Origin of the sequence: Winogradskyella forsetii (genome assembly GCF_013394595.1) — a bacterium.
GTDB classification, from domain to species: domain Bacteria; phylum Bacteroidota; class Bacteroidia; order Flavobacteriales; family Flavobacteriaceae; genus Winogradskyella; species Winogradskyella forsetii.
On the sequence record NZ_CP053348.1, the window covers coordinates 2,893,813 to 2,917,270 of the forward strand.

Sequence of the window (23,458 nt, forward strand, 5' to 3'; positions counted from 1 at the left end):
CTCATAAAATAAATCATGCCATCAATCTACCTATTAAGACACAGCATTCTTATTTAGGTCACATTTATTTCAAATTTTCAGAAAAAAGAAAACCCCTTTATTTAATGGGAAAGGGGTTTTCGAAATTAGCTATTAATTAAATTCTAAGATAACGTTATTAGAAATAAATTATCTTCCATTTAATAGTATTAAGACACCGCTATCTTGAAGAGGTCACATTTATATCAAAAACATTTTAAAATATTTTTTCAAAGGTATGTATGGTTTTATCTTTGAGCTTAATTTTTTTTAATTCGTTGAGAATCATTTTGGGGAAAACATTGTAAATTCATTCTTTTTACTTACTTTTAACGTTAGTAACGTAAAACATAATTATGATTGTTTCTTTTGGCTCAAAACAGACCGAACAGATTTGGAATGGTATTCGAGTTAAAAAAATGCCGATTGAAACACAGAATGTTGGACGTCGAAAATTAAGAATGTTGAATAATTCGCAGGATATTAAGGATTTACGGATTCCACCATCTAACCGACTCGAAAAACTGAGTGGAAATTTGAATGGTTTTTACAGCATCCGAATTAATAAACAATGGCGAATTATTTTTCAATGGGACAAAGTTAGCGCAAGCAATGTGGACATTATTGATTATCACTAAAGACAAATAACATGGAAAAACTGAATAATATACATCCTGGCGAAATCTTGCACTATGAATTCCTTGAACCTTTGAAAATTACCGCATACCGACTTTCAAAAGACTTAAAAATTCCACAGACCCGAATTTCGGAAATAGTGAAAGGAAATCGTAGAATTACAGCAGATACAGCTTTACGATTGAGTAAATACTTTGGAAATTCAGCAAAATTTTGGCTCGGACTTCAAGACGATTTTGATATCGAAGAAGAAAAAAAATCGAAAGAAACCGAACTGAACGAAATTAAACATCACGAAAATAAAAACGTTGCCTAACAAAGGCTCTAAATATACACACATGAAACAATTACAATCCGTTATAGAAAATGCTTGGGAAGACCGTTCTCTTTTAGCTAATAAAGTCACCATTGATGCTATCAGAGGTGTCGTTGACCTAGTCGATGCAGGGACATTGCGCGTTGCAGAACCTACCGCTAATGGATGGCAGGTAAATGAATGGGTGAAAAAAGCGGTTGTTTTGTATTTCCCAATTCAAAAAATGGAAACTTTTGAAGTTGGTATTTTTGAATATCATGATAAAATTCCCCTGAAACGTGGTTATGCTGCTAAAGGGATTCGTGTTGTGCCGCATGCTGTGGCAAGACATGGTGCTTATATTTCTTCCGGTACTATTTTAATGCCGAGTTATGTAAACATTGGTGCGTATGTAGATGAAGGGACTATGGTAGATACTTGGGCAACCGTTGGTAGTTGTGCGCAAATTGGTAAAAATGTGCATTTGTCTGGAGGTGTTGGTATTGGCGGTGTTTTAGAACCACTTCAAGCAGCTCCTGTCATTATTGAAGATGGTGCTTTTATTGGAAGCCGTTGTATTGTGGTTGAAGGGGTACGTGTTGAAAAAGAAGCTGTTTTAGGAGCTAATGTGGTGTTGACCATGAGTACAAAAATCATTGATGTTACTGGAGATGAACCTGTAGAAACCAAAGGTGTTGTTCCTGCACGTTCCGTTGTGATTCCTGGCAGCTATACCAAAAAGTTTGCTGCAGGCGAATACCAAGTGCCTTGTGCTTTGATTATTGGTAAACGCAAGGAAAGTACGAATAAGAAAACGTCCTTGAATGATGCTTTACGTGAGTATGATGTGGCAGTCTGAAAAAGTTAACAGTATTCAGTAGCAGTTTACAGTGCTTACTCGTACTGAAAATAATTATGAACTTTTAAGACTTAAATTTTAACTTTCGTCCAGAACGACGTAATTTTTTACTATCAATTTTTCTTTGGAAATCCCTAGCGTGTTTTAACATTAAGGCATGTGTGCTTTCGTAGGATTTGTTGTAGAGTTTGGAATAGGTCTTGGCCATGATTTTTATCATCGCTTTTGATGGCCACAAACGTCTTATATTATGCATACGCTTGTTAAAATCCATAGATTCAAAACGCATCCGATTTAAGTCAATAAGATAAAAGTCGTAGGTTCCATCTTCGTTATCTACGATTAAGGTATTTCCTGGGGAATGGTCTAGAAAATTGATATTGTTTTCATGAAGCTTAAAGGTGAAGGCCGTAAACTGTCTTAAAATTTCATCTCTATTCGGGTAATTTAAATCGTGAATCAATACTCTGAAATCTAAATCATAATCCACCTGTTTACTTAAATAATAACTGTTTTTTAAACCAAAGGGAGTAGTTTCTTCATAATAGGCTATCGGAAATGGGGTCAATATACCTTTTTCAATTAAAATTGAAGCATATTCAAACGAGCGTCTGGCTTTCGATTTACGAATATATTTGTATATAAATGCATTAATAAAATTGGGGATTTTGAATTGTTTTACATTTAGTGTTTCATTCTGAAGGGTTTCTTTTTTTATAGAATTTCGCTCTCCTTTTACGACATATTCGCCACGTGAATCAAAATTTTCGACGAACTCTAAAATTTCTTTTTCTAAAAACTTATAGTCTGAATGAAGGTATAATTGTTTCATTTTAGTTTTAAAACATTAAAAAATGTAATACTTTGCGAAGATAGGTTTTATCTCATATAATGAAAAAAATACTTGTCATTCAAAATAAACGTATAGGCGATGTGCTCTTAGCCTCTTTAATTGCAACTAACATTAAAACTGTGTTTCCAGATGCAATAATTGATTATATGGTTTATGATTACACGACTGGTGTTATAGAGCAGAATCCTGCCATTGACCATATCATTGAAATTAAAGAAAAGGAACTAAAAAAAATACCTAACCTTATTAAAACAGCTATTCAGGTTCGAAAAAAAGGATATGACATTATCTTTGATCCTTATGCTAAATTTCAAAGTCGAATCATCAGTTTATTATCTGGTGCAGACATACGAGTGGGCTATAAAAAACGGGATAAAAACCCACCATTATCTTTTTATACCCATAACGTACCGTTTTTAAAGGAAAAATCCCTTCCATGCGGAAAATCCATTGAAGACCGTGTCAACTTAGTGAATTCTGTTTTTCCTCTTGAAAATCCCATTTATGAACCAAAAATATATTTAACCAAGGAAGAGAAACACTATGACAAACTCAATGCTTATGATAAGCCTGTTATTATGTTTGGCATATTGGGAAGCACACCGCAAAAATCGATGCCTTATGAGCATATTACCGCCATCATAGATTTTGTAACCGAAAACTATGATGTTTATGCTTTATTCAATTATTCACCACACCAGAAAGAGGATGCTGAAAGCATTTATAACAACTGCAAACATAAGGATAGGATAATTTTTGATGTCTATGAGGATAGCATCCGTGGGTTCATTCAATTAATGAACAAATGCAAATTACTTATTGCCAATGAAGGTGGGACGGTACATATTGCAAAAGCGTTGAACAAACCTACTTTTACTATTTTTTCCCCTTACGTTTTAAAAGACCATTGGGCTAGTTTTGAAGATGGAAAAACACATACCTCAGTTCACTTATTGGACGAAAAACCAGATTTATTTTCCACAGACAGAGCACAACGTAAAAAAATAGAAGAAGACCCTTCTTTTTTATACAAACAATTAACTCCCGAACTTATTATACCTATTCTAGATACGTTTTTAAAACATAATTTTTAGATATATGCACAAACTATCTTTCATAGACAGGTTTCATCATTGGCGCAGAAAAATGCGCTGGAACAAACAATATAAAAAAGGGAAATGGAGTTATTTGAATGACGAACGCGAGTCTAGTAGATATCATAAAATTGTAGATTATATAAAAACTTATGCTACAACAAATCCATCAATCTTAGATTTAGGTGCAGGCGAAGCTGTACTAAACCAAAGGCTTGATAAAAATGAATATAAAACGTTTTTTAATGTGGATTTTTCAAGTGCCTCTATTGACATCGCCAAAACGAAAAAACTAGAAAACTCAGTTAATTTAGTTGCTGATATCCATACGTATACTCCTGACGAGACCTTTGATGTCATTGTTTTTAACGAAGCCTTTTATTATGTTCATAATGATTTAAAACAAGACGTGTTAGATCGGTTTATTGGAAAATTAAATTCCGAAGGTATTTTAATTGTTTCAATTTATAAAGAAGGAACGGACTGTTGGGAATTAATAAATAATTCATCTAAAATACAGCAACTTAATTTTGAAAAAGTTGCTACAGACCGAGAATCGACCTATTGGAAAGTTGGTGTTTATAAAAAAGTTTAACTCTCTTTTATTTGTGAATATCAAAAGATAAAAACTCGTGATTTCTTTGCCACAAATACACGAATTTCTCTTCAAGATTAGAGTGACAAAACAGACTTTTAGCCTGTTTCATTTGTGAAATAGACAGTCAATTAATGACCTCATTATTCTCAAGAACTAGTGGATTCGTGTATTCGTGGCAAACCTATAACGTTCGAAGCGAAATATCTTATAAAAATATAGCTAAAATTACATTTGAAACCAATTAATTACCACAAATTCCATTCCTTTTGTGAACCTGAAGTATCATGCACGCTCAGTTTTTGGCATGTACTTATCGCTTATTTATACCAAAATCTGTCCACTTCCTTTTTTGGGTTTTTGTTTCATTTCTAATCGCTTTATTTTTCGCGATGGCTGGTTCATTTTTATAGCTACGCTCATGAAACAAATGCAAACAAATAGCGCTATATCGAATTTGGATCGGTTTTATACCTGAATTCATTAAGCGTTCACCAAGTTCCCTATCCTCTCCTCCATATGCCATACGCTCATCAAAACCGTTTACAGCAACAATATCAGTCTTCCATCCTGAAGCATTCATACCGTCCCAAGTGGCTTTGGTTGGTGTGACATTATTTAAGAACCTCTCCTTAAAACCCTTAGACGTCAACTTGTTTAGTTTAAATGTCTTTTTTAAACCATGGCTCAATAACCAATCGCTTTTAAAACAATCTTGGCTTATGATGTTCTCTTCAGCTATTGATTCTGAAATATTTTTAGGCAGTTTAAAATAACCACCAGACAAAAACCGTTTTGGCCGTCTTAAGTTGAAATGATTTTCAACAAAATCGTTCCGTGGAATGCAGTCGCCATCCGTGAACAACAAATAATCAGCTGCAGAGGCTACAATGGCTTTGTTCAAAATTTTAGTTTTCTGAAAACCATGATCCGCTTGCCAGCAATGCGTAATTTTTAAATCCGAATGAGACACGAAATTAGTTACTACCATTTCGGTTTCCTTGGAAGAACCATCATCGGCTATGATAATTTCAAAATCTTTAAACGATTGTTGTTGATAGCCAATTAAGACTTTCTCCAACCATTCAGGCTGATTATAAGTACTAATAATGACTGAAAGCTGAGGCATTTATTGTTTTTTTACAATTCCGAAATCAGTCCAAGTCAATTTTTGCGTTTTTACATCCTTTCGGATTTGAAGGTTTCTATCCAAGGATTCCTTAGTTTTATAACCTCTTTTATGATCCAAATGTAAACATATCGCCTGGTGGCGGATTTGCTTAGGCTTAATCCCGTAATTCATTAAACGCTCTCCGAGCTCACGATCAGGTCCGCCATATTGCATGCGTTCGTCGTAACCATTTATGGCTATTAAATCTTCCTTCCATGCGCTAGAATTACAATTATTGAAGGTCGCTCCAGTTGGCGTCACAAAATCTAAAAAAGTAGCCAAGGTTTCCCCTGCACTAATTTTTAATGCATTTTTACTTTGCAATCCACCATTAGATTTTAACCAGTTGACATCAAAACAATCTTCTTTGGCAATATGTTCTTCATCTATGGCTTTACTCAAAGGCATATTTAATTTGCAATAACCACCTGAAAGAAAATAACCTTTTTCAGCAAATTTAGCATGGACGGCCAAAAAATCCTTTCGCGGTATGCAATCGCCATCGGTCATTAAAATATAATCGTATTCGGCTTGCATAATCACTTTATTAAGCAACTCTTGACGACGATAGCCTAAATCTTCATGCCAAATATGACGTAACTTCACAGGATAATCAGTCTGATAGCTTTCAATAAGTTGACGTGTTTCTTCTCCAGAACCATCATCAGCAACTATAACTTCATAATGATCGTACTCCTGATGTTTATAACCTTCTAAGACTTTTCGTAACCAGTCGACAGAATTATAAGTACTTACTATTACAGATATTGATAAATGCGTCATATTCATTAGCAATTTTGATGCAAATTTAAGGAATTAATTACAACCATAAATTATGTACTTTTGTATTGAAATATGAAAACACTTTCCGTCATAATTCCAGTTTACAACGAAGAAGCCTACATTGCTCGTGCTTTATATTCCGTAAAATTTGCCGATGAAATTATTGTAGTAGATTCCTTTAGTACCGATAAAACGGTTGTAATTGCCAAACAGTATAATTGTAAAATTGTTGAACGTCAATTTGACAACTTTTCAAATCAAAAAAATCACGCTTTACAGTTTGCGACTTGCGACTGGGTTTTATTTTTAGATGCCGACGAACGTATTACCTATCCGCTTCAACTTGAGATCATTGATGCCATCAATAATGGAAAACATACCGCCTATAAACTTAATTTTCCACATTTCTATATGAATCGTTTTCTGTTTCATCACAGTAATGATGTGACACGTTTGGTGGTCAGGGAAAAATGTCATTTTGAAGGCAGTGTACACGAAAAATTAATTGTTGATGGTTCCGTTGGAAAATTAAAACACCATATGCTGCATTATACGTACAAAGGTTTAGAACATTACATCGAGAAGAAAGATACTTATGCCTGGTTTCAGGCACAACAAATGCTTGATAAGGGTAAAAAAGCCACTTATTTCCATTTAGCATTTAAGCCATTTTACCGCTTTTTTCATGGCTATATCATTCGTGGCGGATTTAGGGATGGGATTCCAGGAATGGCTATTGCTGGCGTAAATGCCTATGGTGTGTTTTCGAGATATGCTAAACTCATTTTGCTAAAACGTGGCATCAAATAAAATTACTGGTTTTCAAACATAGGTACATAACTAAAATTGATAATACGTAATAATAAAAGTTCCCAATGGGAACAAAATTTGTGATACTTAATTGGTTTTATGTGCATTATTAGGAGTGTTTATGTTAACGTATTCGCTTGAACCTTTTTAAATTTCGTCACGAATCTCACGGATTATCACGAATTCATTCGTTCTAGAAAATAGTGGAGAAAACAATTGACTATCTATATCACAAATTAAACAGACTGAAAGTCTGTTTCAAAAACATACAGACTTTCAGCCTGTAGATGTTTAGGCAACCTTTTCTAAAAGTGTTATTCGTGCATTCGTGGCAAAAAAATTACAAGTTTTTATTATTGTCATTTACTATAACATTTTTTAGGAAATAGAAAAAGTCAAGTTGAGTCCAACATTAAAACAATCGCAATTTACCAAACTTCAGTTTTAGTTTAAACGTTTTTAAACTATCCTCTCCTTTAATATCTATACGTTGTACTTGATAATTATCCTTAAACGGAAAACGATTCACACGATTGCCAATACGTAAACCATAGGTAATATGTTGTTGTTTTAATTGGTTAAAAAACTCACGTTGCTTTGGATTTTTTCGTGGGTATTTGCCATAAGGATAAGCTAATATATTTTCGACCTTTAAATTGTGCTGTTCGATAAATTCATAGCACGCTTCAAAGTCTTTTTCAATTTCTGAAATTGAAATATCGTTATAATTGTTATGATGAAATGAATGCAGGCCTAATTCAATGATATCAGCATCCATAGACTTTAATTGTGCTACCGACATTATTTTTTCTTCATTGGTATTCCATGAATCCACTGCATCAACATATTCGAAGGGAATAAAAAAAGTGGCCTTTAAATTATATTTTTTTAAGAGTGGATAAGCTAGCTCTAATTGATTGACATATACATCATCAAACGTAATGACTACACTTTTTTTTGGAAGTGATTTTTTGTTTTTTGTAAAATTCTCTAATTCAGAAAAATGAAAGCTTTCAAAACCATTGTCTTTTAAATATTTAAACTGGTCTTCAAGATTATTTGCCCAAATGGTAAGTCCGTTACTATTTTTATCATTGGAAACATTATGATACATTAATATGGGCAATCTTGTCATAAGCCTAAAAGTGTTACTTTTGTTTTTGCTTTACACAAAAGTATTATTTTTAATTGAATGATTAGCGTTGTCGCCCTTACTTATAATGATGAAGATATCATTGCTGATTTTATAGCAAACTGCCAGTTTGCCAATGAAATTATTGTACTGGATAACCATAGTAACGACGCTACAATTCAAATTGCTAAATCAAAAAGTGCGTTTGTTTTTTCAGGTGATTTTATGGATTTTGAAGGTGTTAAACCTTTTGCGCTATCTAAAGCATCGCATCCTTGGGTTTTATGTTTACAACCTACTGAGCGCATTTTAGAAGCTTTAAGTAATGAAATAATTGATATTGTAGACTCCAATTTAAATGGAAATTACGCTATCAAATCAAAGTTGTCTTTTATGGGAAAGGTTTTAAAACATGCCGATAGTACTCGCATATTAAAAGACAGATTAATCCATGTTGGCGATACTTCAACAAAAACCAAATCTTTAAAAAACGCGATAATTACGGATTATATAAGTTTTGATCGGTTTAATGCCACACTGACCAAACAAGCTAAAAACGAAGCTAACACTTTAGCCCAGCAAAATTTAAGACCTAATCTCTATCATTTTTTATTAAAACCTTTTGGTAGTTTAATGAAACATTATGTCTTTAAACTCGGGTTTTTGGATGGTAAGGAAGGTTTTATTTATTCCTATTTGCAGGCGTTTAAAGTGTTTAAACGTTATTTATACCTTTGGCTTCATTACAGAAACTTAAGATAATTATGGTAAAGCTATCTGGTGTAATTATTACATATAACGAAGAACGACACATAAAGCAGTGTTTGGAATCACTAGTGGATATTGTTGACGAAATTGTGGTTGTCGATTCTTTTTCTACAGATAACACAAAAGCTATTTGCACTAAATTTAACGTAAAATTCATTGAACAAGAGTTCCTAGGTTATATCGAACAAAAGAACTTTGCCTTACAGCAAGCCTCTCATGATTTTGTCGTTTCATTAGATGGTGATGAAGCGGTATCCTCAACACTTCAAAAAGAAATTTTAGAACTAAAATCCAATTGGAAATTTGATGGCTATTATGCTAACCGTCTCAATAATTTTTGTGGGCAATGGATCAAACATTCCGATTGGTACCCAAACAAGAAATTACGGGTTTTTGATAGACGAAAAGGAAATTGGCAAGGCATGAATCCGCATGATAATGTGCAACTATTTGATGCTACTGAAAAAACCGGTCATTTAAAAGGTGATATTTTACACCAAACGTATCAGACTTATTCTGAATTCAACCAAAAAACGGAATATTTCTCAACCATTGCCGCCAAGGCCTATTTTGATAAAGGGAAGAAAGCACCCATCTGGAAAATTATGTTTAATCCGACTTGGGCATTTTTTAAATCTTACATTTTAAGATTAGGTTTTTTAGATGGTTTCAATGGTTTTATGATTTGTTACCAGACCGCCAACATTACCTTCTTAAAATATGCTAAATTGCGGGAATTGCACAAAACCAAAGTATAATGAAACACATCTTTCTTGAATCCCATAATATAAAAAATCTTCATTTTGGTTTTGGACAGTTCAATTATCATTTAATTAAAGGGCTTTATAATGCAGAAGTTGATGATTTCAAAATGACACTTCATGCTAAAGATACGAAGCCTCTCAAATCTGAATTTGGCGACTATTTTAATTATAAAACATATAATTCGCTCAGTAGGCATCGCTTATTTCAAATCAAAAAAAAATATGATATGTGGCACTGTCTCAATCAGAATATTAAAATCGAGCCTTTTTATGATATTCCCTATCTGTTAACGGTACATGACGTAAATTTTATTGATGAAGTTTCTCAGGATTTAAACCATGAGGTAAATTTGAGATTTCAAAACAAACTCAATAGAAGCCACGCTATTACTTATATTTCAGAATACGCAAAGCAATCGACACATCAATACTTTAAGGTGCCTGATGTTCCAGAATATGTCATCCATAATGGAAACCCTATCGACAACATCACACTACCTGAAACACATAAGCCGAAAGTAACCACCAATCGTCCGTATTTATTCAGTATTGGGGAATTCACGGATCGTAAAAATTTTCATACTTTAGTTGCAATGCTAAAACATCTTCCAGATTTTAATTTAATACTTTCTGGAAACAACAATACTTCTTATGCTAATGGTAAACTGAACGATACCATTACACAATTGGGACTTAAAGACCGTGTTATCATCACAGGAAAAATTAGTGATCTGGACAAACAGTATTATTTAAAAAACTGTGTGGCTTTTGTATTTCCTTCGTTGCGTGAAGGTTTTGGGATTCCACCAATTGAAGCGATGCGTTTTGGTAAACCTGTATTTTTGTCCAACAATACATCATTACCAGAAATAGGTGGTAAAGATGCGTTTTATTGGAACCATTATGAACCAGAATATATGGCTAAGGTCCTTATTGATGGTTTAAATACTTATGAAAACAACCAGAAAGCGCTTTCAGAAAAGTATATTGCACACGCCAAAAATTTTAATTGGGATAAAGCTGCAAAACAGTATATTGAAGTTTATAAAGAATTATTAAGAAACTAACATATGGGACTAGCAAAGTCGATTAAGAAAAAAATAGAATTGAAAAGGTTTAATGATAGTATAACTAACCTTCCAATTAAAAGTGCCTCAAAAGAAAAAGGGCTGTTTATTGATTGTGGTTCCAATTTAGGGCAAGGTTATACCTATTTTAAAGATTTTTTCAAACCTGAGTTTTATGATACCGTGATGATAGAGCCAAATCCTCATTGCATGAAAATCTTGAAAGAACAATTTCAGAATGAAAATATTGAATTTATAGAAGCTGCAGCTTGGATAAATTATGACGATTTACACTTCTTTGGTTTGGTTGAAGATGATAGAGGCGAAACGACTGATGGTGGCTCTGTTATCGACTCTCACAATAGTACATTTTATGAAGCAGATAAAGAGAACAGTACTAAGGTAAAAGCAATTTCATTAGCTGATTTAATTTTAAAAAAGAAAGCTAGCTATAGTCAAATAATCATTAAAATGGATATTGAATCTGCTGAATATGAAGTTCTAAAAAACATGTTAGAAACTAAAGCGGTAGATTATGTGGATTATATGTATATAGAATTTCACAGTCAGTATTTTAAAGACGAACAAATCAAATACAAAAAGCTTGAAAAACAACTCGTAAAACAATTACGACGCAAAGACATTGGCGTATCGCTCTGGCATTGATTATTCAAATCCAAAAAAGCGTTTTAGTTTAACCTTAAAGACTTTCAATTTATAGTTATCTCTATGGGAAATGGTATAAAACCAAGGATTTCCACGTCGCACAGCACCATCGATGAGGGATAATTCTGTAAAGTTCAATTTCCATCGCGCATAATCAAAACTCAATTGGTCTCGTTTACTTTCGGTCTTTACAATATGCCACCAAGCTTCCATAAGCTCTATGACATTCTCATTGCAATGTTTGCGTATTAGAATAGGAGCCGTAATTAAACCATTATGTTCAGGATATCCTTCTGCTCTAAATCGGTCCATCTGTGCCTTCATAACTTTCGGATCATCCACTAATACATTATTATTTTCTACTATATTCATGATGGCATCATATTCTTCATAAATACAATCTCGTGGATCAGCTTTATTCTGATTATGATCGAAACAAGCCATACTCGCTTTTTGCATTTTTTCTTTTACCAATGTCCTAAAATCTTTCAAAATTAAAATATTCCCATCAATATAAACACTTACATCATAAGCCTTGGATAAATGTTTATGTGGCAGAATTTTGTAATACCTATTACTTCGGGTATTATCATTAGGTATAGGTTGTTCTACATGAATTATTTTCCATGTTTTTGATTTATAATCCGTTCTATCTGTATAACAAATGTAGTCTACATTATCGAATTTTGGTTGTTCAATAAGTCCACTATAATCTCCAAAAAGTGCCGTATATACTACAATTCTCTTATTCATCTAACATCCATTTATTATACCACAATTGAAAAACTAGAGTATTCCATATTAAATTGTAGAACGTATCATTACCTTCAAAATAATCTTCTTTTGCTTTTTCAATCACATCAATATTCAACAAACCATGTTTATTTAATTCCTCCTTGGACAAAGTGGAATCTACGAATTCCTTTAACTCAGTTCTAAGCCAAGTTACAATAGGAGGAGTAAACCCTGTTTTTTTTCTACTCATTAAATCTTTAGGCAAATAATCATGGCAGATATCTCTTAAAATATGCTTTTTGGTCTTGGTTTTAACGTCAAATAAATATTCTAAAGGCAATTGCGCTGCGTATTCCACAATCCTATGATCGAGTAATGGCTCTCTACCTTCCAAGGACGCAGACATGGTAGCTCTATCTACTTTTACCAAAATATTATCTGGTAAATAGGTAGTGTAATCCACGGCTAAAATGCGATGAAATTTGTCAATATCGTCATAAGCACTACTTGTAAAATTATTCGGAAGCTTATTGATTTTTTCGACAAACAAATCATTAATAAAAGCGTCCTTATACTTTTGATGATGTATATCTAGCATTTCAACCGTAGCATTTTTATTACTTATGTTTGCGGCATAAAATTTATCAGTAAACTTTTTTCTTTTTATAAAACTAAGCACTTTAGAAAAAGGCCCTAAACGTTTCATCTTATGATAATACTTATAAATTTTTTCGTAGCGGTTGTAGCCGTAAAAAATTTCGTCCCCTCCATCTGCCGATAAAGAAACCTTGACTTTTTCTTCAGTACGCTGGCTCAATAACATGGTCGGTATTAAAGAAGGATCTGCAAAAGGCTCGTCAAAATAATCCGCAAGCTTAGGAATTATACTCAATGCTTCCTTATCCGTACACGTAAATGAATGATGATCTGTGTTTAATAAATCTGCTACTTCCTTGGCATATTTACTTTCATCGTACTTTTTATCATCAAACCCAATAGTAAATGTTTTTAATTTTTGGGATTTTAATTCCTGTATTATGGCTGTCACAATAGAACTATCATATCCTCCACTTAAAAACACACCAACTGGCACATCAGATACCATTCTCAACATAAAGGCATCTTTCATCAACACTTTTAGATGCGCTTTCGCTTCTTGGTAAGTTACATTGAGATTTGGTTTTTTGTAAAAATCCAAAACATTCCAATACTGATGAATTGTAAAAGATTTTGATTTAATATCGTATTTTAAAAAATGACCTGGTAATAGCTTTTTAACATTTTTAAATATGGAGTTTGGTGCGTGTATAAATTCATATTTAAAAAATTGAGCCATGGCGTCCAGATCAATCTCCTTTTTAAAATTTGGATGTTTATGAAATGCTTTTAACTCTGACGCAAACATAAACCCTTTATCATTTTCATAATAATATAGTGGTTTAACGCCTGCTCTATCTCTATAAATATAAAATTCTTCCTGTTTCTCATTGTAAATCATAAAGGCAAACATGCCTATAAATTGATCTACGGCCTGCTCTCCCCATTCTTTGAATGCATGCAGAATAACTTCAGTATCACTTTTAGAAACGAATTGATGACCAAGATTTTCAAGCTTTTCCTTAATCTCTTTAAAATTATATATCTCACCATTATAGACAATCCAATAATGCTCGTATTGCATAGGTTGATGTCCATCTGCACTAACGTCCAATATGGAAAGGCGCTTCTGCCCAAGGGCAACTTCATAACTAGAATTTTTAAATGACTTCACACCATAATCATCTGGTCCACGATGATGAAGCATTTGTGTCATGTTGTAAATAACTTCCTGAGGTAAAGTCTCAGAGAAATTAATATACCCAACTATTCCGCACATATTTTTTTATTAGTTACGGTCAAATTTACACAAAGTTGAACAATGTTATTTTATATCATATAAATAAGTTTTACAGTTTACCTATTTTTGTAATCATGAAGGACATTTCTATAATTGTAATTAACTACAACACATCCAAGTACACTTTAGATTGCATAGACTCTGTTGTAAAGTTGACTGATAAATCAATAAATTATGACATTATTGTTATAGATAACAATTCTACTATTGACGATTTTAATTACTTAAAAAACAATTTTCCCAAGCAAGACAACATCATTTTAAAACGAAGTGTTATTAACACTGGTTTTGGCGGTGGAAATATGTTGGGCGTTCAATTTGCAAAAGCCAAGTATTTGTTGTTTTTGAACAACGACGCTTTTCTTCAAAACGATTGCCTATCCATATTGTTCAACTATATGGAGGCACACCCAGAAGTAGGTGTCTCTACAGCACAGAATTATGACGAACATGGCAAACATGTGATTTCCTTTGACCATAACAAGGGCATTAGAAAATTAATTTTTGGTCGTAGTTTTTTGGAAAAGAACTTTTCTGAAAATCACCCTAAGCGCAAAAAAGAATATACAGAACCGGTGACGGTGAATTATGTTAATGGTGCCTTTATGTTTTTTAGAAGTAGCGTTTTTGCTGATGTTGGTGGGTTTGACACTAACATTTTTCTTTATTTTGAGGAAATGGATATTTGCTACAGAATGCAAAAACAAAACTATACCAGTGTTCTCGTTCCTGATGCGAAGATTACACACTATCAAGGCGCAAGCACAGGGTCCTCTAAAATTATCAGTAAAGAGGGGTTTTTATCCTATTTTTATGTGATTAAGAAAAACTATTCTTATTCTAAATACGTTTTTATAAGACTTTACTATTGTCTTAGTTTTTTAGTAAAGCCTAAAAAATGGTTTTTATTGCCGCTTGTATTAAAGGGAGTGCATCTTTCTGAATCATTGAAGCTTAAACAAAAAATTCAATTTTAAGAGTTCATTACATGAATCACAACCAGACGATCCCACAAAACATTTTAAACCTAATTGGTAGGAAAAACGAATTATTTGAATATGATTTGACAAGCTTTGGCAATGAATTAAACAGCATCATTTCAACTTCAAAATTTCTAATTTTAGGAGGTGCTGGCACTATTGGTCAAGCGGTTACCAAAGCAATCTTTAAACGCAATCCTCTTAAACTTCATGTCGTAGATCTTAGTGAAAATAATTTGGTGGAATTGGTCAGGGATATCAGAAGTTCTTTCGGTTATATTGATGGAGATTTCAAAACTTTTGCATTAGATATTGGTTCGGTTGCATATGATGCTTTTATAGCTTCTGACGGAAAATATGACTATGTATTAAATCTATCCGCATTAAAACACGTGCGAAGCGAAGAAGATCCGTTTACGTTGATGCGTATGATTGATGTGAATATTTTAAACACGGAAAAAACTATCCAGCAATCCATCGAAAATGGCGTAAAAAAATATTTCTGTGTATCAACGGATAAAGCCACAGAACCTGTGAATATGATGGGAGCTTCCAAACGAATTATGGAACTGTACTTGATTCAAAAAAGTAAGTCAATCAACATTTCTACAGCACGCTTTGCTAATGTGGCATTTTCAGATGGTTCATTGTTACATAGCTTTGAGCAACGCGTAAAAAAGCAACAGCCTATTGTTGCGCCTAGCGATATTAGAAGATACTTCATCACGCCTAAGGAATCTGGCGAACTCTGTTTGCTATCCTGCCTATTTGGCGAGAATAATGATATTTTTTTTCCAAAACTTAATGAAAATTTACAACTAACCAGCTTTGTCGATATTGCCAAAAAATATATTGAAAGTTTGGGTTATGAACCACATTTGTGCAAAGATGAAAATGAAGCAAGGCTGCTAACGAAAACCTTAGCTCAAAAACAAAAATGGCCTTATTTACCTACTAAAAGTGACACTACAGGTGAAAAAAAAGCAGAAGCCTTTTTTACCAAAACTGAAAAATTAGATATGGAGCGTTTTAAGGCAATTGGTATCATAAAAAATGATGGAGAAGTTTATCTTAAAGAACATCTCGACAATTTTTTAGATTCTATAAACCATCTTAGAGCAAAAAAAACGTGGACAAAAGATGAAATAGTCGCTATATTCCATAAAATATTACCGAACTTTAGCCATAAAGAAACTGGTAAATATTTAGACCACAAAATGTAATTGATGCATAGCAAAATAGATGTTGTAATTATGGCTGGTGGGAAAGGTAATCGTTTATTGCCTTTAACCGAAAATACACCAAAACCACTTTTAAAAATTGGCGATAAACCTATTATTGAATACAACACAGACCTTCTCGCCTCCTATGGAATAAAACATATCAATATTGCTGTTAATTATCTGAGTGACCAGATTATTTCATATTTCAAAGCGAATAATAAGCATCAAATTGAATTCAATTTTATTGAAGAATCTAAATCTTTAGGTACTATTGGCGCTTTGAAATTGAAAGAACATTTCAGAAAAGATTATATTTTAGTAATGAATGCGGATTTACTTACTAATGTTAATTTAGATGCCGTTTTTAATGCGTTTCTATCTCAAAAAGCTGATGCTTTAGTTACAACGGTTCCGTATAATGTAGACATTCCACATGATGCTATAGAAACTAATGACGAAGGCATTGTGACCAATTTAAAAGAGAAACATTCCTTTACTTATCATTTGAATGCTGGAATTTATATATTTAAAAGTGTGTGCCTAGATTTTATTCCTGAAAATACTTTTTTTGATGCCACGGATTTAATTAAAGTTCTTTTAGAAAATGGTAAAATCATTAGGACTTATTCAATTTCAGGATATTGGTTGGATATTGGAAAACCAGAAGATTTTGAAAAAGCGCAAGAAGATATCAAACACTTAAAGTTATAGACTTTTCTGCCACGAATACACGAATGTTTATGAAGAAATGGATACTTGTTTCCTAATCACGTATGCAAATGATTGATTAAACCCTACTTAATTAAATAACAAATCCATTAGAACTAATAGTGTGTTCGTGGCAGAAAAAATAATTTTTATATCTGAAAAAGCTTGACTTACATTTTAAAAGATTAGTACACTGTCGTATCTTTGCAAAGCTAAAAAGGTTTACACGTTTCAATCGGATATTATTCTTTTTTTCAGCCACGAATACACTTATTTAATATGTCGAAAATAATTTATAAGGATGAAAGCTATGCCATTATTGGTGCCCTATTCGATGTATATAATAATTTAGGAAGTGGCTTTGCAGAAATTGTTTATAAAGACGCCATAGAATATGAATTCAGGTGTAGGGATATTCCATTTGAAAGGGAAAAATGTTATATAGTAAATTATAAAGATATCGTCTTGAAGCATAAGTTTTATGCCGATTTTGTAGTTTTTGATAAAATCAAACTCGAATTAAAAACTGTTGAACTTTTAACCGATAAACATCTGGCACGATGCATCAATTATCTAAAGGTATCAGAATGTAAACTTGCTCTTTTAATTAATTTCCATAGAGACTTTTTAGACCATAAAAGAATAGTATTATAAAGAACAATTTCGTCGTCAGTTAGATAATCAACAAATTAACGTCCACGCAAATAGTCAACAAAGTAGAACACCAAAAAAAATTCGTGTATTCGTGGCAAAACAAAACAATATTCGAAGCAAAAAACAATGAACCACAAACAAGCCTTAAAGCACGATATATTCAAATACATAACCCAATCTGCTGAAGAATTACAAGTAGAAAGTTACGTCATCGGTGGATTTGTACGCGATTATTTGTTAGAACGTGGCGAGGCAAAAGATATTGATATTGTTGCTGTTGGAAGCGGAATTGAACTCGCTAAACAAGTCGCTAAAAATTTACCAAATCAACCTAAGGTTCAAATATTCAAAACTTATGGAACAGCCATGTTGCGTTATGATGATATTGAAATCGAATTTGTTGGTGCCAGGAAAGAAAGTTATAACGAAGACAGCCGAAACCCTGTGGTAGAAAATGGCACATTGGAAGACGACCAAAACAGGCGCGACTTTACCATCAACGCTTTAGCCCTAAGCTTGAATGAAAACAACTTCGGCGAACTTTTAGACCCATTTAATGGTCTCAGCGATTTAGACAAAGGCATCATTCGGACACCTTTAGATGCTAATATAACGTATAGTGATGACCCATTGCGAATGATGCGAGCGATACGATTTGCAACACAATTGAATTTTAAAATTGAAAACGCTTCCCTTAAAGCCATTGCTGAAAATAAGGAACGTATCAAAATTATCACCAAAGAACGTATTGTTGTTGAGTTGCATAAAATCTTAGACAGTCAAACCCCTTCTATCGGTTTTATCCATTTAGAAAAAACTGGTCTTTTAGATTTTATCCTTCCTGAATTGACCGCGTTAAAAGGTGTTGACGAAGTTGAAGGCCAACGCCATAAAGATAATTTTTACCATACTTTAGAAGTCGTTGATAACATTGCCAAAACAACGGATAACCTTTGGCTGCGTTGGGCTGCTTTATTGCATGATATTGGAAAAGCACCAACAAAAAAATTCCATAAAAAAATTGGTTGGACGTTTCACGCTCATGAATTTGTAGGTTCTAAAATGGTTTACAAATTATTTAAACGCCTAAAAATGCCATTGAATGATAAAATGAAATTCGTCCAGAAAATGGTACTAATGAGTTCAAGACCCATTGTCTTGGCTTCAGAAGTCACAGATTCTGCTGTAAGACGTTTGGTGTTTGATGCTGGCGAACATGTGGAAGATTTAATGACACTCTGTGAAGCAGATATTACCACCAAAAATCCAAAGAAATTCAAAAAATACCATCATAATTTCCAGAAAGTTAGAGACAAAATCGTTGAAGTTGAAGAACGCGATCAGGTTCGAAATTTTCAACCACCTGTTTCTGGAGAAGAGATTATGGAAACATTTAACTTAAAACCGTCAAGGGAAATTGGTTTAATTAAAGAAGCGATAAAAGAAGCTATTTTAGAAGGAGAAATTCCTAATGAACATGCGGCAGCTTTTGAATTGATGATACAGAAAGGAAAAGCTTTGGGATTGACAGTTGATGATTAACGATTTGGGAATTACGATTTATGATTCAGGATTTGGGATTTGGGATTTGGGATTTGGGATTTGGGATTTGCTTATTCATTTGGAAAAATAATTCTACTGACGAAATAAGACTATGAAAAAAGATAATAAAACAGTAATCTATTGGTTACTCACAGGTTGTTTCCTGATATTCATTATGGTTATTGTTGGCGGTATCACTAGATTAACCCATTCTGGTCTTTCTATTTCTAACTATAAATTAATTTCTGGCACCATTCCACCAATGAACGAAGTAGAATGGAACGAGGCTTTTGAATTGTATAAGCAATATCCAGAATACCAAAAACTCAATAATCACTTTTCTTTAGAAGAATTTAAGGACATCTACTTTTGGGAGTGGATCCATCGCGTTATTGGACGTTTTATTGGTTTGGTTTTTATCATACCCTTCATATATTTTCTAATTAAAAAACGGCTTTCGAAGTCCACCATAAAAAAATCCATTATACTTCTGGTGATGGGAGGTTTCCAAGGATTTTTAGGTTGGTATATGGTAAAAAGTGGTTTAGTAGATCGTCCAGATGTTAGTCATTACCGACTCGCAGCACATTTGACTACGGCATTTTTAACTTTCGCTTATACATTTTGGGTGGCTTTGGATTTAATGTTTCCCAATAAAAAGGCAATTGACAAAAAATTCAGGAATTTCATAAGAATTGGTTTAGTCGTTCTCATCCTTCAAATTATCTATGGGGCTTTTGTAGCTGGATTAGATGCTGGTTGGATTCATAATCATTGGCCGTTTATGAATGAAGGTAAGTTGATGCATGAAACGGTTTATATAGAGCAAAACCCGGTTTACCTGAACTTCATAGAAGGTAAAAGTGGTGTTCAATTTGTACATAGAACTTTGGCCTATGTTGTGGTAATTTTCATCCTAGCTATTTGGTATAAAGCGAAACAAAAACAATTAACCTCTTGGCAAAACAAAGGCATTAATGGGCTTTTAATAATGCTAGGCATTCAATTTCTTCTTGGAGTTTTAACGCTTGTTTATGCTGTTCCTGTTTGGTTAGGCGTTGCGCATCAAGTCGGTGCGTTTATTTTATTAAGTTTGATGACTTTTACTTTACATCGGTTTTCTAAATGAAAACTGCCTAAAGTATTTAGACTTAGGAGTACTTAAAGTGTCTAGAGTATTTAAAGTTGGAACTCAGGATTACTGACAAAAAATCTAATAAAATTAGCCTATCTTTTTTAGACACTAATTTCACGAATTAACACTAATAAAACAGGTGCTACGCATTCAAAATTACAAAAAGAATAACCATCATTTAATTGCGTGAATTTAAATAACACCTATTTTAAAAAATTCGTGCTCAATAGTGAAATTCGTGTCTTCTGTTTATTCATATTTTCGCTGTTTTTTTTGGGATTTAGTTTTTGGGATTTAAAATATGTAAACCTTATCTTTGCAGTATGATTTACAGATTTAGAGTTATACTGGATAACGATACCGAAGATGATGTGTTCCGCGATATAGAAATTCGTGAAAGCGATACTATGGAAGATCTTCATAATGTTATTACCCAATCTTTTGGGTTTGACGGTATGGAAATGGCGTCGTTTTACATGAGTGATGAGCAATGGAACCAAGGTGAGGAAATCGCCATGATGGATATGAGCGAAGCTGGCAATGAAGTAAAGATGATGGGCACAACCATCATAAAAGATATGATTCATGAAGCCTCAACACGACTAATCTACGTGTACGATTTTATGAATATGTGGACATTCTATGTGGAACTCGGTGAAATTGTGGAAGAAGCGGAAGGTACAGATTACCCTAACCTAATGTATGTGCATGGACAAATTCCTGATGAAGCACCAGAAAAAACGTTTGAAGCCGAAGAAGATGAAGACGATTATAATGAGTTTGAGGACGATTTAGACATTAATGATTATGACAATTTGGATTTTGACGAGAATTGGAATTGATACATTTCACAACTAAATGAATTCAACTAAAACCGATTCAAACTCACATCCTCATAATTACGTTTTACAAAGTCTAGGGCGTTTTTAAGCACTTCGCCCATGTTTTTACTGTTTCTAAAATTAACGTCCAGCGTATAATTATAGATATCTTCTTTTAGCATATCAATGTGCTTTGGAATAGAGATTTCATCAGCTTCCATACAATCCAATAAGGCATTCAATCGGGTATGATAACTTATCATTCGTTTGGCAACGATAGAGCGTTCCTCAATTTTATACTGATAGATCGATTCTGCCTGAATTTTTTCCTGCACCATTTGCACCATATTGTAGTTCTCCTTAAAAAATTGTGGCCTATAAATTTTCAAATTGCCTTCATAAGATTGCTGATCAAAATCAATAGCCCTAATTTTAAAAACGACATGGTCAAAATCATGAGTTGGAACAATAACATAATTGTACGAACGCATATCGCCTAAAAGTCGAATTAAACACCGCTCATTAAACTTCACAAATTCCTTAGCGATCTGTGCTTTCTCTGAAGCGTTACATTCTGGTAAATTATTCTTAATAAATTCATCCCCAGGAATTCCCGCAATATGCTCTTCAATCAAGGTGTCCTTACAAACCAAAAAGTTGATTTGATAAGGTGATAACATCTGTTCGAGTTCTAATCCATACACTCTTGAAGCATCTGCGGTTTTAACATAAAAATAGGTGTAATTATCATTAAGGATATTCCGCACTTTTATTCGGAAAGGTTTAGAATTCCCGAACGTACAAAAATCGATAGCATCCACATTGAGAAACTTCAAAATGCCCTGTCCGCCATCTGATAATAAATGGGAGTACACCTGTTTCAGACTTTTATCGATTTCTTCACGCTCATAATCATTATAATACACGCGTACCCAAAGTGTATCCTCATCATTTTTATCATAAACAACTATAGAGCCTTGAAAACGCAATAAGTCCGAATAGAAAATAGGTAAATCTATATTTCGCCTATATTCAGATAAATAGCTGTCCAATTTACTGGAAATAGGATAGGTCGGTTTTCGTTTTGATATTTTTAAATCGTCACTCATGTGCTAAATTTAAGGGTTTTTAAATGAATAAAAAAAGTTACTTCCAAATTTGGGTTTAAATAATCATTTGAAGGTTTAGGGACTAATTCAAAGTAACATTTTGATGATTATTAATTATAAAAACAAAAAATTCTGTAACAAAAAAAAGCATCAATCGTCTTATCTTTATAACCAATTGATGCCAGAAGTTTTTAGCATCTCAAAAACCTATCATTTTGGAACCCATCCTCACTATTACCAATCTCACGAAGAAATTCGGCTACTTAACAGCTGTAAAAGATTTAAGTTTCACTATCAACAAGGGCAATGTTTACGGTATTTTAGGTCCCAATGGAAGTGGAAAATCCACAACGTTAGGTATCGTCTTAAACGTGGTAAACAAAACCCAAGGCGATTTCCATTGGTTCGACGGTAATATTACAACACACAACGCGCTGAAGCAAGTTGGTGCTATTATTGAACGACCAAACTTTTATCCGTACATGACGGCTGAGCAAAACCTAAAACTCGTTTGCAGAATAAAAGGTGTCGATCGCAGCAAGATTGATGAAAAGCTCGCTGTAGTTGGTTTATTGGACAGAAAATCACATAAGTTCAGAACCTATTCGCTAGGCATGAAGCAACGTTTAGCCATTGCCTCTGCCCTACTTAACGATCCGGAAATTTTAATTTTGGATGAACCAACCAATGGTTTAGATCCTCAGGGCATTCATCAAATACGACAAATTATCAAGGACATTGCGGCGAATGGCACAACGATTCTTTTGGCTTCACATCTTTTGGATGAAGTGGAAAAAGTCTGCTCGCATGTGGTAGTGTTGCGCAAAGGGGAAAAATTATATTCTGGCCGTGTCGATGAAATGATTAGCAGTCACGGTTTCTTCGAATTAAAAGCCGAAAAGCATACCGAATTATTAACTGCTTTAGAAGCCTATCCAAATATTGGAAAAGTAAAGGTTGAAGACGAACTGATAACCGCTTTTTTAAGCGAACCCATGTCAGCTTCAGATTTTAATAAAGTTATGTTTGAAAAAGGCATATGTCTTTCGCATCTCGTAAAACGAAAAGAGAGTCTGGAACAACAATTTTTACAATTAACGGACAACTTGAACTAATTTACAAATATTACCTTGATTGTCACCC

The 23,458-nt window shown here is 33.4% G+C and carries 25 protein-coding genes; 18 read left to right on the forward strand and 7 right to left on the reverse strand.

Annotation, left to right across the window (positions count from 1 at the left end; genetic code table 11):
- Positions 1-374: 374 nt before the first annotated feature.
- The 3 genes from HM987_RS12575 to HM987_RS12585 are packed head-to-tail and all read left to right on the forward strand — an operon-like array spanning position 375 to position 1,808.
- Positions 375-656 carry a type II toxin-antitoxin system RelE/ParE family toxin gene (locus HM987_RS12575; RefSeq protein WP_179008415.1) on the forward strand — a complete coding sequence of 94 codons (282 nt, stop codon included), beginning with the start codon at positions 375-377 and terminating at the stop codon, positions 654-656.
- An 11-nt stretch (positions 657-667) separates the two neighbouring features.
- Complete coding sequence (locus HM987_RS12580) at positions 668-970, forward strand: HigA family addiction module antitoxin (RefSeq protein WP_179008416.1); 303 nt, start codon at positions 668-670, stop codon at positions 968-970.
- 22 nt (positions 971-992) lie between these two features.
- Entirely contained in the window at positions 993-1,808 is an 816-nt protein-coding gene (locus HM987_RS12585; protein ID WP_179008417.1) for a 2,3,4,5-tetrahydropyridine-2,6-dicarboxylate N-succinyltransferase, read from the forward strand.
- A gap of 64 nt (positions 1,809-1,872) precedes the next feature.
- On the opposite strand, the gene HM987_RS12590 is transcribed toward HM987_RS12585, so the two are convergent.
- On the reverse strand, positions 1,873-2,640 hold the full coding sequence (locus HM987_RS12590; protein ID WP_179008418.1) for a lipopolysaccharide kinase InaA family protein: 768 nt from the start codon (positions 2,638-2,640) through the stop codon (positions 1,873-1,875).
- Between the two features lie 59 nt (positions 2,641-2,699).
- Here HM987_RS12590 and HM987_RS12595 point away from each other — a divergent pair, with 59 nt between their 5' ends.
- Together HM987_RS12595 and HM987_RS12600 are read left to right on the forward strand one after the other, a co-directional pair.
- A complete protein-coding gene (locus HM987_RS12595) occupies positions 2,700-3,755 on the forward strand; it encodes a glycosyltransferase family 9 protein (protein WP_179008419.1) in 1,056 nt (351 codons plus the stop codon).
- Between the two features lie 52 nt (positions 3,756-3,807).
- Positions 3,808-4,350 carry a class I SAM-dependent methyltransferase gene (locus tag HM987_RS12600; protein ID WP_229724443.1) on the forward strand — a complete coding sequence of 181 codons (543 nt, stop codon included), beginning with the start codon at positions 3,808-3,810 and terminating at the stop codon, positions 4,348-4,350.
- Between the two features lie 313 nt (positions 4,351-4,663).
- On the opposite strand, the gene HM987_RS12605 is transcribed toward HM987_RS12600, so the two are convergent.
- Both HM987_RS12605 and HM987_RS12610 read right to left on the reverse strand, forming a co-directional pair.
- Positions 4,664-5,479: a glycosyltransferase family 2 protein gene (locus tag HM987_RS12605; protein WP_179008421.1), complete on the reverse strand. Its 816-nt coding sequence runs from the start codon at positions 5,477-5,479 to the stop codon at positions 4,664-4,666.
- Positions 5,480-6,304, reverse strand: a complete 825-nt coding sequence (locus HM987_RS12610) for a glycosyltransferase family 2 protein (protein ID WP_179008422.1) — start codon at positions 6,302-6,304, stop codon at positions 5,480-5,482. It abuts the gene before it with no gap.
- 72 nt (positions 6,305-6,376) lie between these two features.
- On the opposite strand from HM987_RS12610, the gene HM987_RS12615 reads away from it, so the two are divergent.
- On the forward strand, positions 6,377-7,114 hold the full coding sequence (locus HM987_RS12615; RefSeq protein ID WP_179008423.1) for a glycosyltransferase family 2 protein: 738 nt from the start codon (positions 6,377-6,379) through the stop codon (positions 7,112-7,114).
- Positions 7,115-7,526: 412 nt separating this feature from the next.
- Here the strand turns inward: HM987_RS12615 and HM987_RS12620 are convergent, their stop codons facing one another.
- The gene (locus HM987_RS12620; protein ID WP_179008424.1) at positions 7,527-8,249 is read right to left on the reverse strand and encodes a polysaccharide deacetylase family protein; all 723 of its coding nucleotides are present in this window, start codon (positions 8,247-8,249) and stop codon (positions 7,527-7,529) included.
- A 57-nt stretch (positions 8,250-8,306) separates the two neighbouring features.
- On the opposite strand from HM987_RS12620, the gene HM987_RS12625 reads away from it, so the two are divergent.
- From HM987_RS12625 to HM987_RS12640, 4 genes are read left to right on the forward strand one after another with little or no spacing between them, the layout of a single operon-like run.
- The gene (locus HM987_RS12625) at positions 8,307-9,008 is read left to right on the forward strand and encodes a glycosyltransferase family 2 protein (protein WP_179008425.1); all 702 of its coding nucleotides are present in this window, start codon (positions 8,307-8,309) and stop codon (positions 9,006-9,008) included.
- A 2-nt stretch (positions 9,009-9,010) separates the two neighbouring features.
- Positions 9,011-9,772 carry a glycosyltransferase family 2 protein gene (locus HM987_RS12630; protein WP_179008426.1) on the forward strand — a complete coding sequence of 254 codons (762 nt, stop codon included), beginning with the start codon at positions 9,011-9,013 and terminating at the stop codon, positions 9,770-9,772.
- Positions 9,772-10,845: a glycosyltransferase family 4 protein gene (locus tag HM987_RS12635; RefSeq protein ID WP_179008427.1), complete on the forward strand. Its 1,074-nt coding sequence runs from the start codon at positions 9,772-9,774 to the stop codon at positions 10,843-10,845. Before HM987_RS12630 ends, HM987_RS12635 begins: the two co-directional genes overlap by 1 nt.
- A gap of 3 nt (positions 10,846-10,848) precedes the next feature.
- Positions 10,849-11,511 (forward strand): FkbM family methyltransferase, encoded by a 663-nt coding sequence (locus HM987_RS12640; RefSeq protein WP_179008428.1) that lies wholly within the window; start codon positions 10,849-10,851, stop codon positions 11,509-11,511.
- Here the strand turns inward: HM987_RS12640 and HM987_RS12645 are convergent, their stop codons facing one another.
- Both HM987_RS12645 and asnB read right to left on the reverse strand, forming a co-directional pair.
- A complete protein-coding gene (locus HM987_RS12645) occupies positions 11,512-12,264 on the reverse strand; it encodes a glycosyltransferase domain-containing protein (protein ID WP_179008429.1) in 753 nt (250 codons plus the stop codon).
- Positions 12,257-14,122 (reverse strand): asparagine synthase (glutamine-hydrolyzing), encoded by a 1,866-nt coding sequence (asnB, locus tag HM987_RS12650; RefSeq protein WP_179008430.1) that lies wholly within the window; start codon positions 14,120-14,122, stop codon positions 12,257-12,259. Before asnB ends, HM987_RS12645 begins: the two co-directional genes overlap by 8 nt.
- 95 nt (positions 14,123-14,217) lie before the next feature.
- Here asnB and HM987_RS12655 point away from each other — a divergent pair, with 95 nt between their 5' ends.
- From HM987_RS12655 to HM987_RS12685, 7 genes are all read left to right on the forward strand, one after another.
- Positions 14,218-15,120, forward strand: a complete 903-nt coding sequence (locus HM987_RS12655) for a glycosyltransferase family 2 protein (protein ID WP_179008431.1) — start codon at positions 14,218-14,220, stop codon at positions 15,118-15,120.
- 11 nt (positions 15,121-15,131) lie between these two features.
- Positions 15,132-16,346 (forward strand): UDP-N-acetylglucosamine 4,6-dehydratase, encoded by a 1,215-nt coding sequence (locus HM987_RS12660; RefSeq protein ID WP_179008432.1) that lies wholly within the window; start codon positions 15,132-15,134, stop codon positions 16,344-16,346.
- A gap of 3 nt (positions 16,347-16,349) precedes the next feature.
- Positions 16,350-17,057 carry a sugar phosphate nucleotidyltransferase gene (locus HM987_RS12665; protein ID WP_179008433.1) on the forward strand — a complete coding sequence of 236 codons (708 nt, stop codon included), beginning with the start codon at positions 16,350-16,352 and terminating at the stop codon, positions 17,055-17,057.
- A gap of 276 nt (positions 17,058-17,333) precedes the next feature.
- Positions 17,334-17,708 (forward strand): GxxExxY protein, encoded by a 375-nt coding sequence (locus HM987_RS12670; RefSeq protein WP_179008434.1) that lies wholly within the window; start codon positions 17,334-17,336, stop codon positions 17,706-17,708.
- Positions 17,709-17,834: 126 nt separating this feature from the next.
- Entirely contained in the window at positions 17,835-19,250 is a 1,416-nt protein-coding gene (locus HM987_RS12675; protein WP_179008435.1) for a CCA tRNA nucleotidyltransferase, read from the forward strand.
- Positions 19,251-19,362: 112 nt separating this feature from the next.
- Positions 19,363-20,379, forward strand: a complete 1,017-nt coding sequence (locus tag HM987_RS12680; RefSeq protein WP_179008436.1) for a COX15/CtaA family protein — start codon at positions 19,363-19,365, stop codon at positions 20,377-20,379.
- 329 nt (positions 20,380-20,708) lie between these two features.
- Positions 20,709-21,227: an IS1096 element passenger TnpR family protein gene (locus HM987_RS12685; protein WP_179008437.1), complete on the forward strand. Its 519-nt coding sequence runs from the start codon at positions 20,709-20,711 to the stop codon at positions 21,225-21,227.
- Between the two features lie 26 nt (positions 21,228-21,253).
- Here HM987_RS12685 and HM987_RS12690 read toward each other — a convergent pair whose 3' ends face one another.
- Positions 21,254-22,315, reverse strand: a complete 1,062-nt coding sequence (locus tag HM987_RS12690) for a hypothetical protein (RefSeq protein WP_179008438.1) — start codon at positions 22,313-22,315, stop codon at positions 21,254-21,256.
- Positions 22,316-22,530: 215 nt separating this feature from the next.
- On the opposite strand from HM987_RS12690, the gene HM987_RS12695 reads away from it, so the two are divergent.
- The gene (locus HM987_RS12695) at positions 22,531-23,430 is read left to right on the forward strand and encodes an ABC transporter ATP-binding protein (RefSeq protein WP_179008439.1); all 900 of its coding nucleotides are present in this window, start codon (positions 22,531-22,533) and stop codon (positions 23,428-23,430) included.
- The last annotated feature ends 28 nt before the right edge of the window (positions 23,431-23,458 follow it).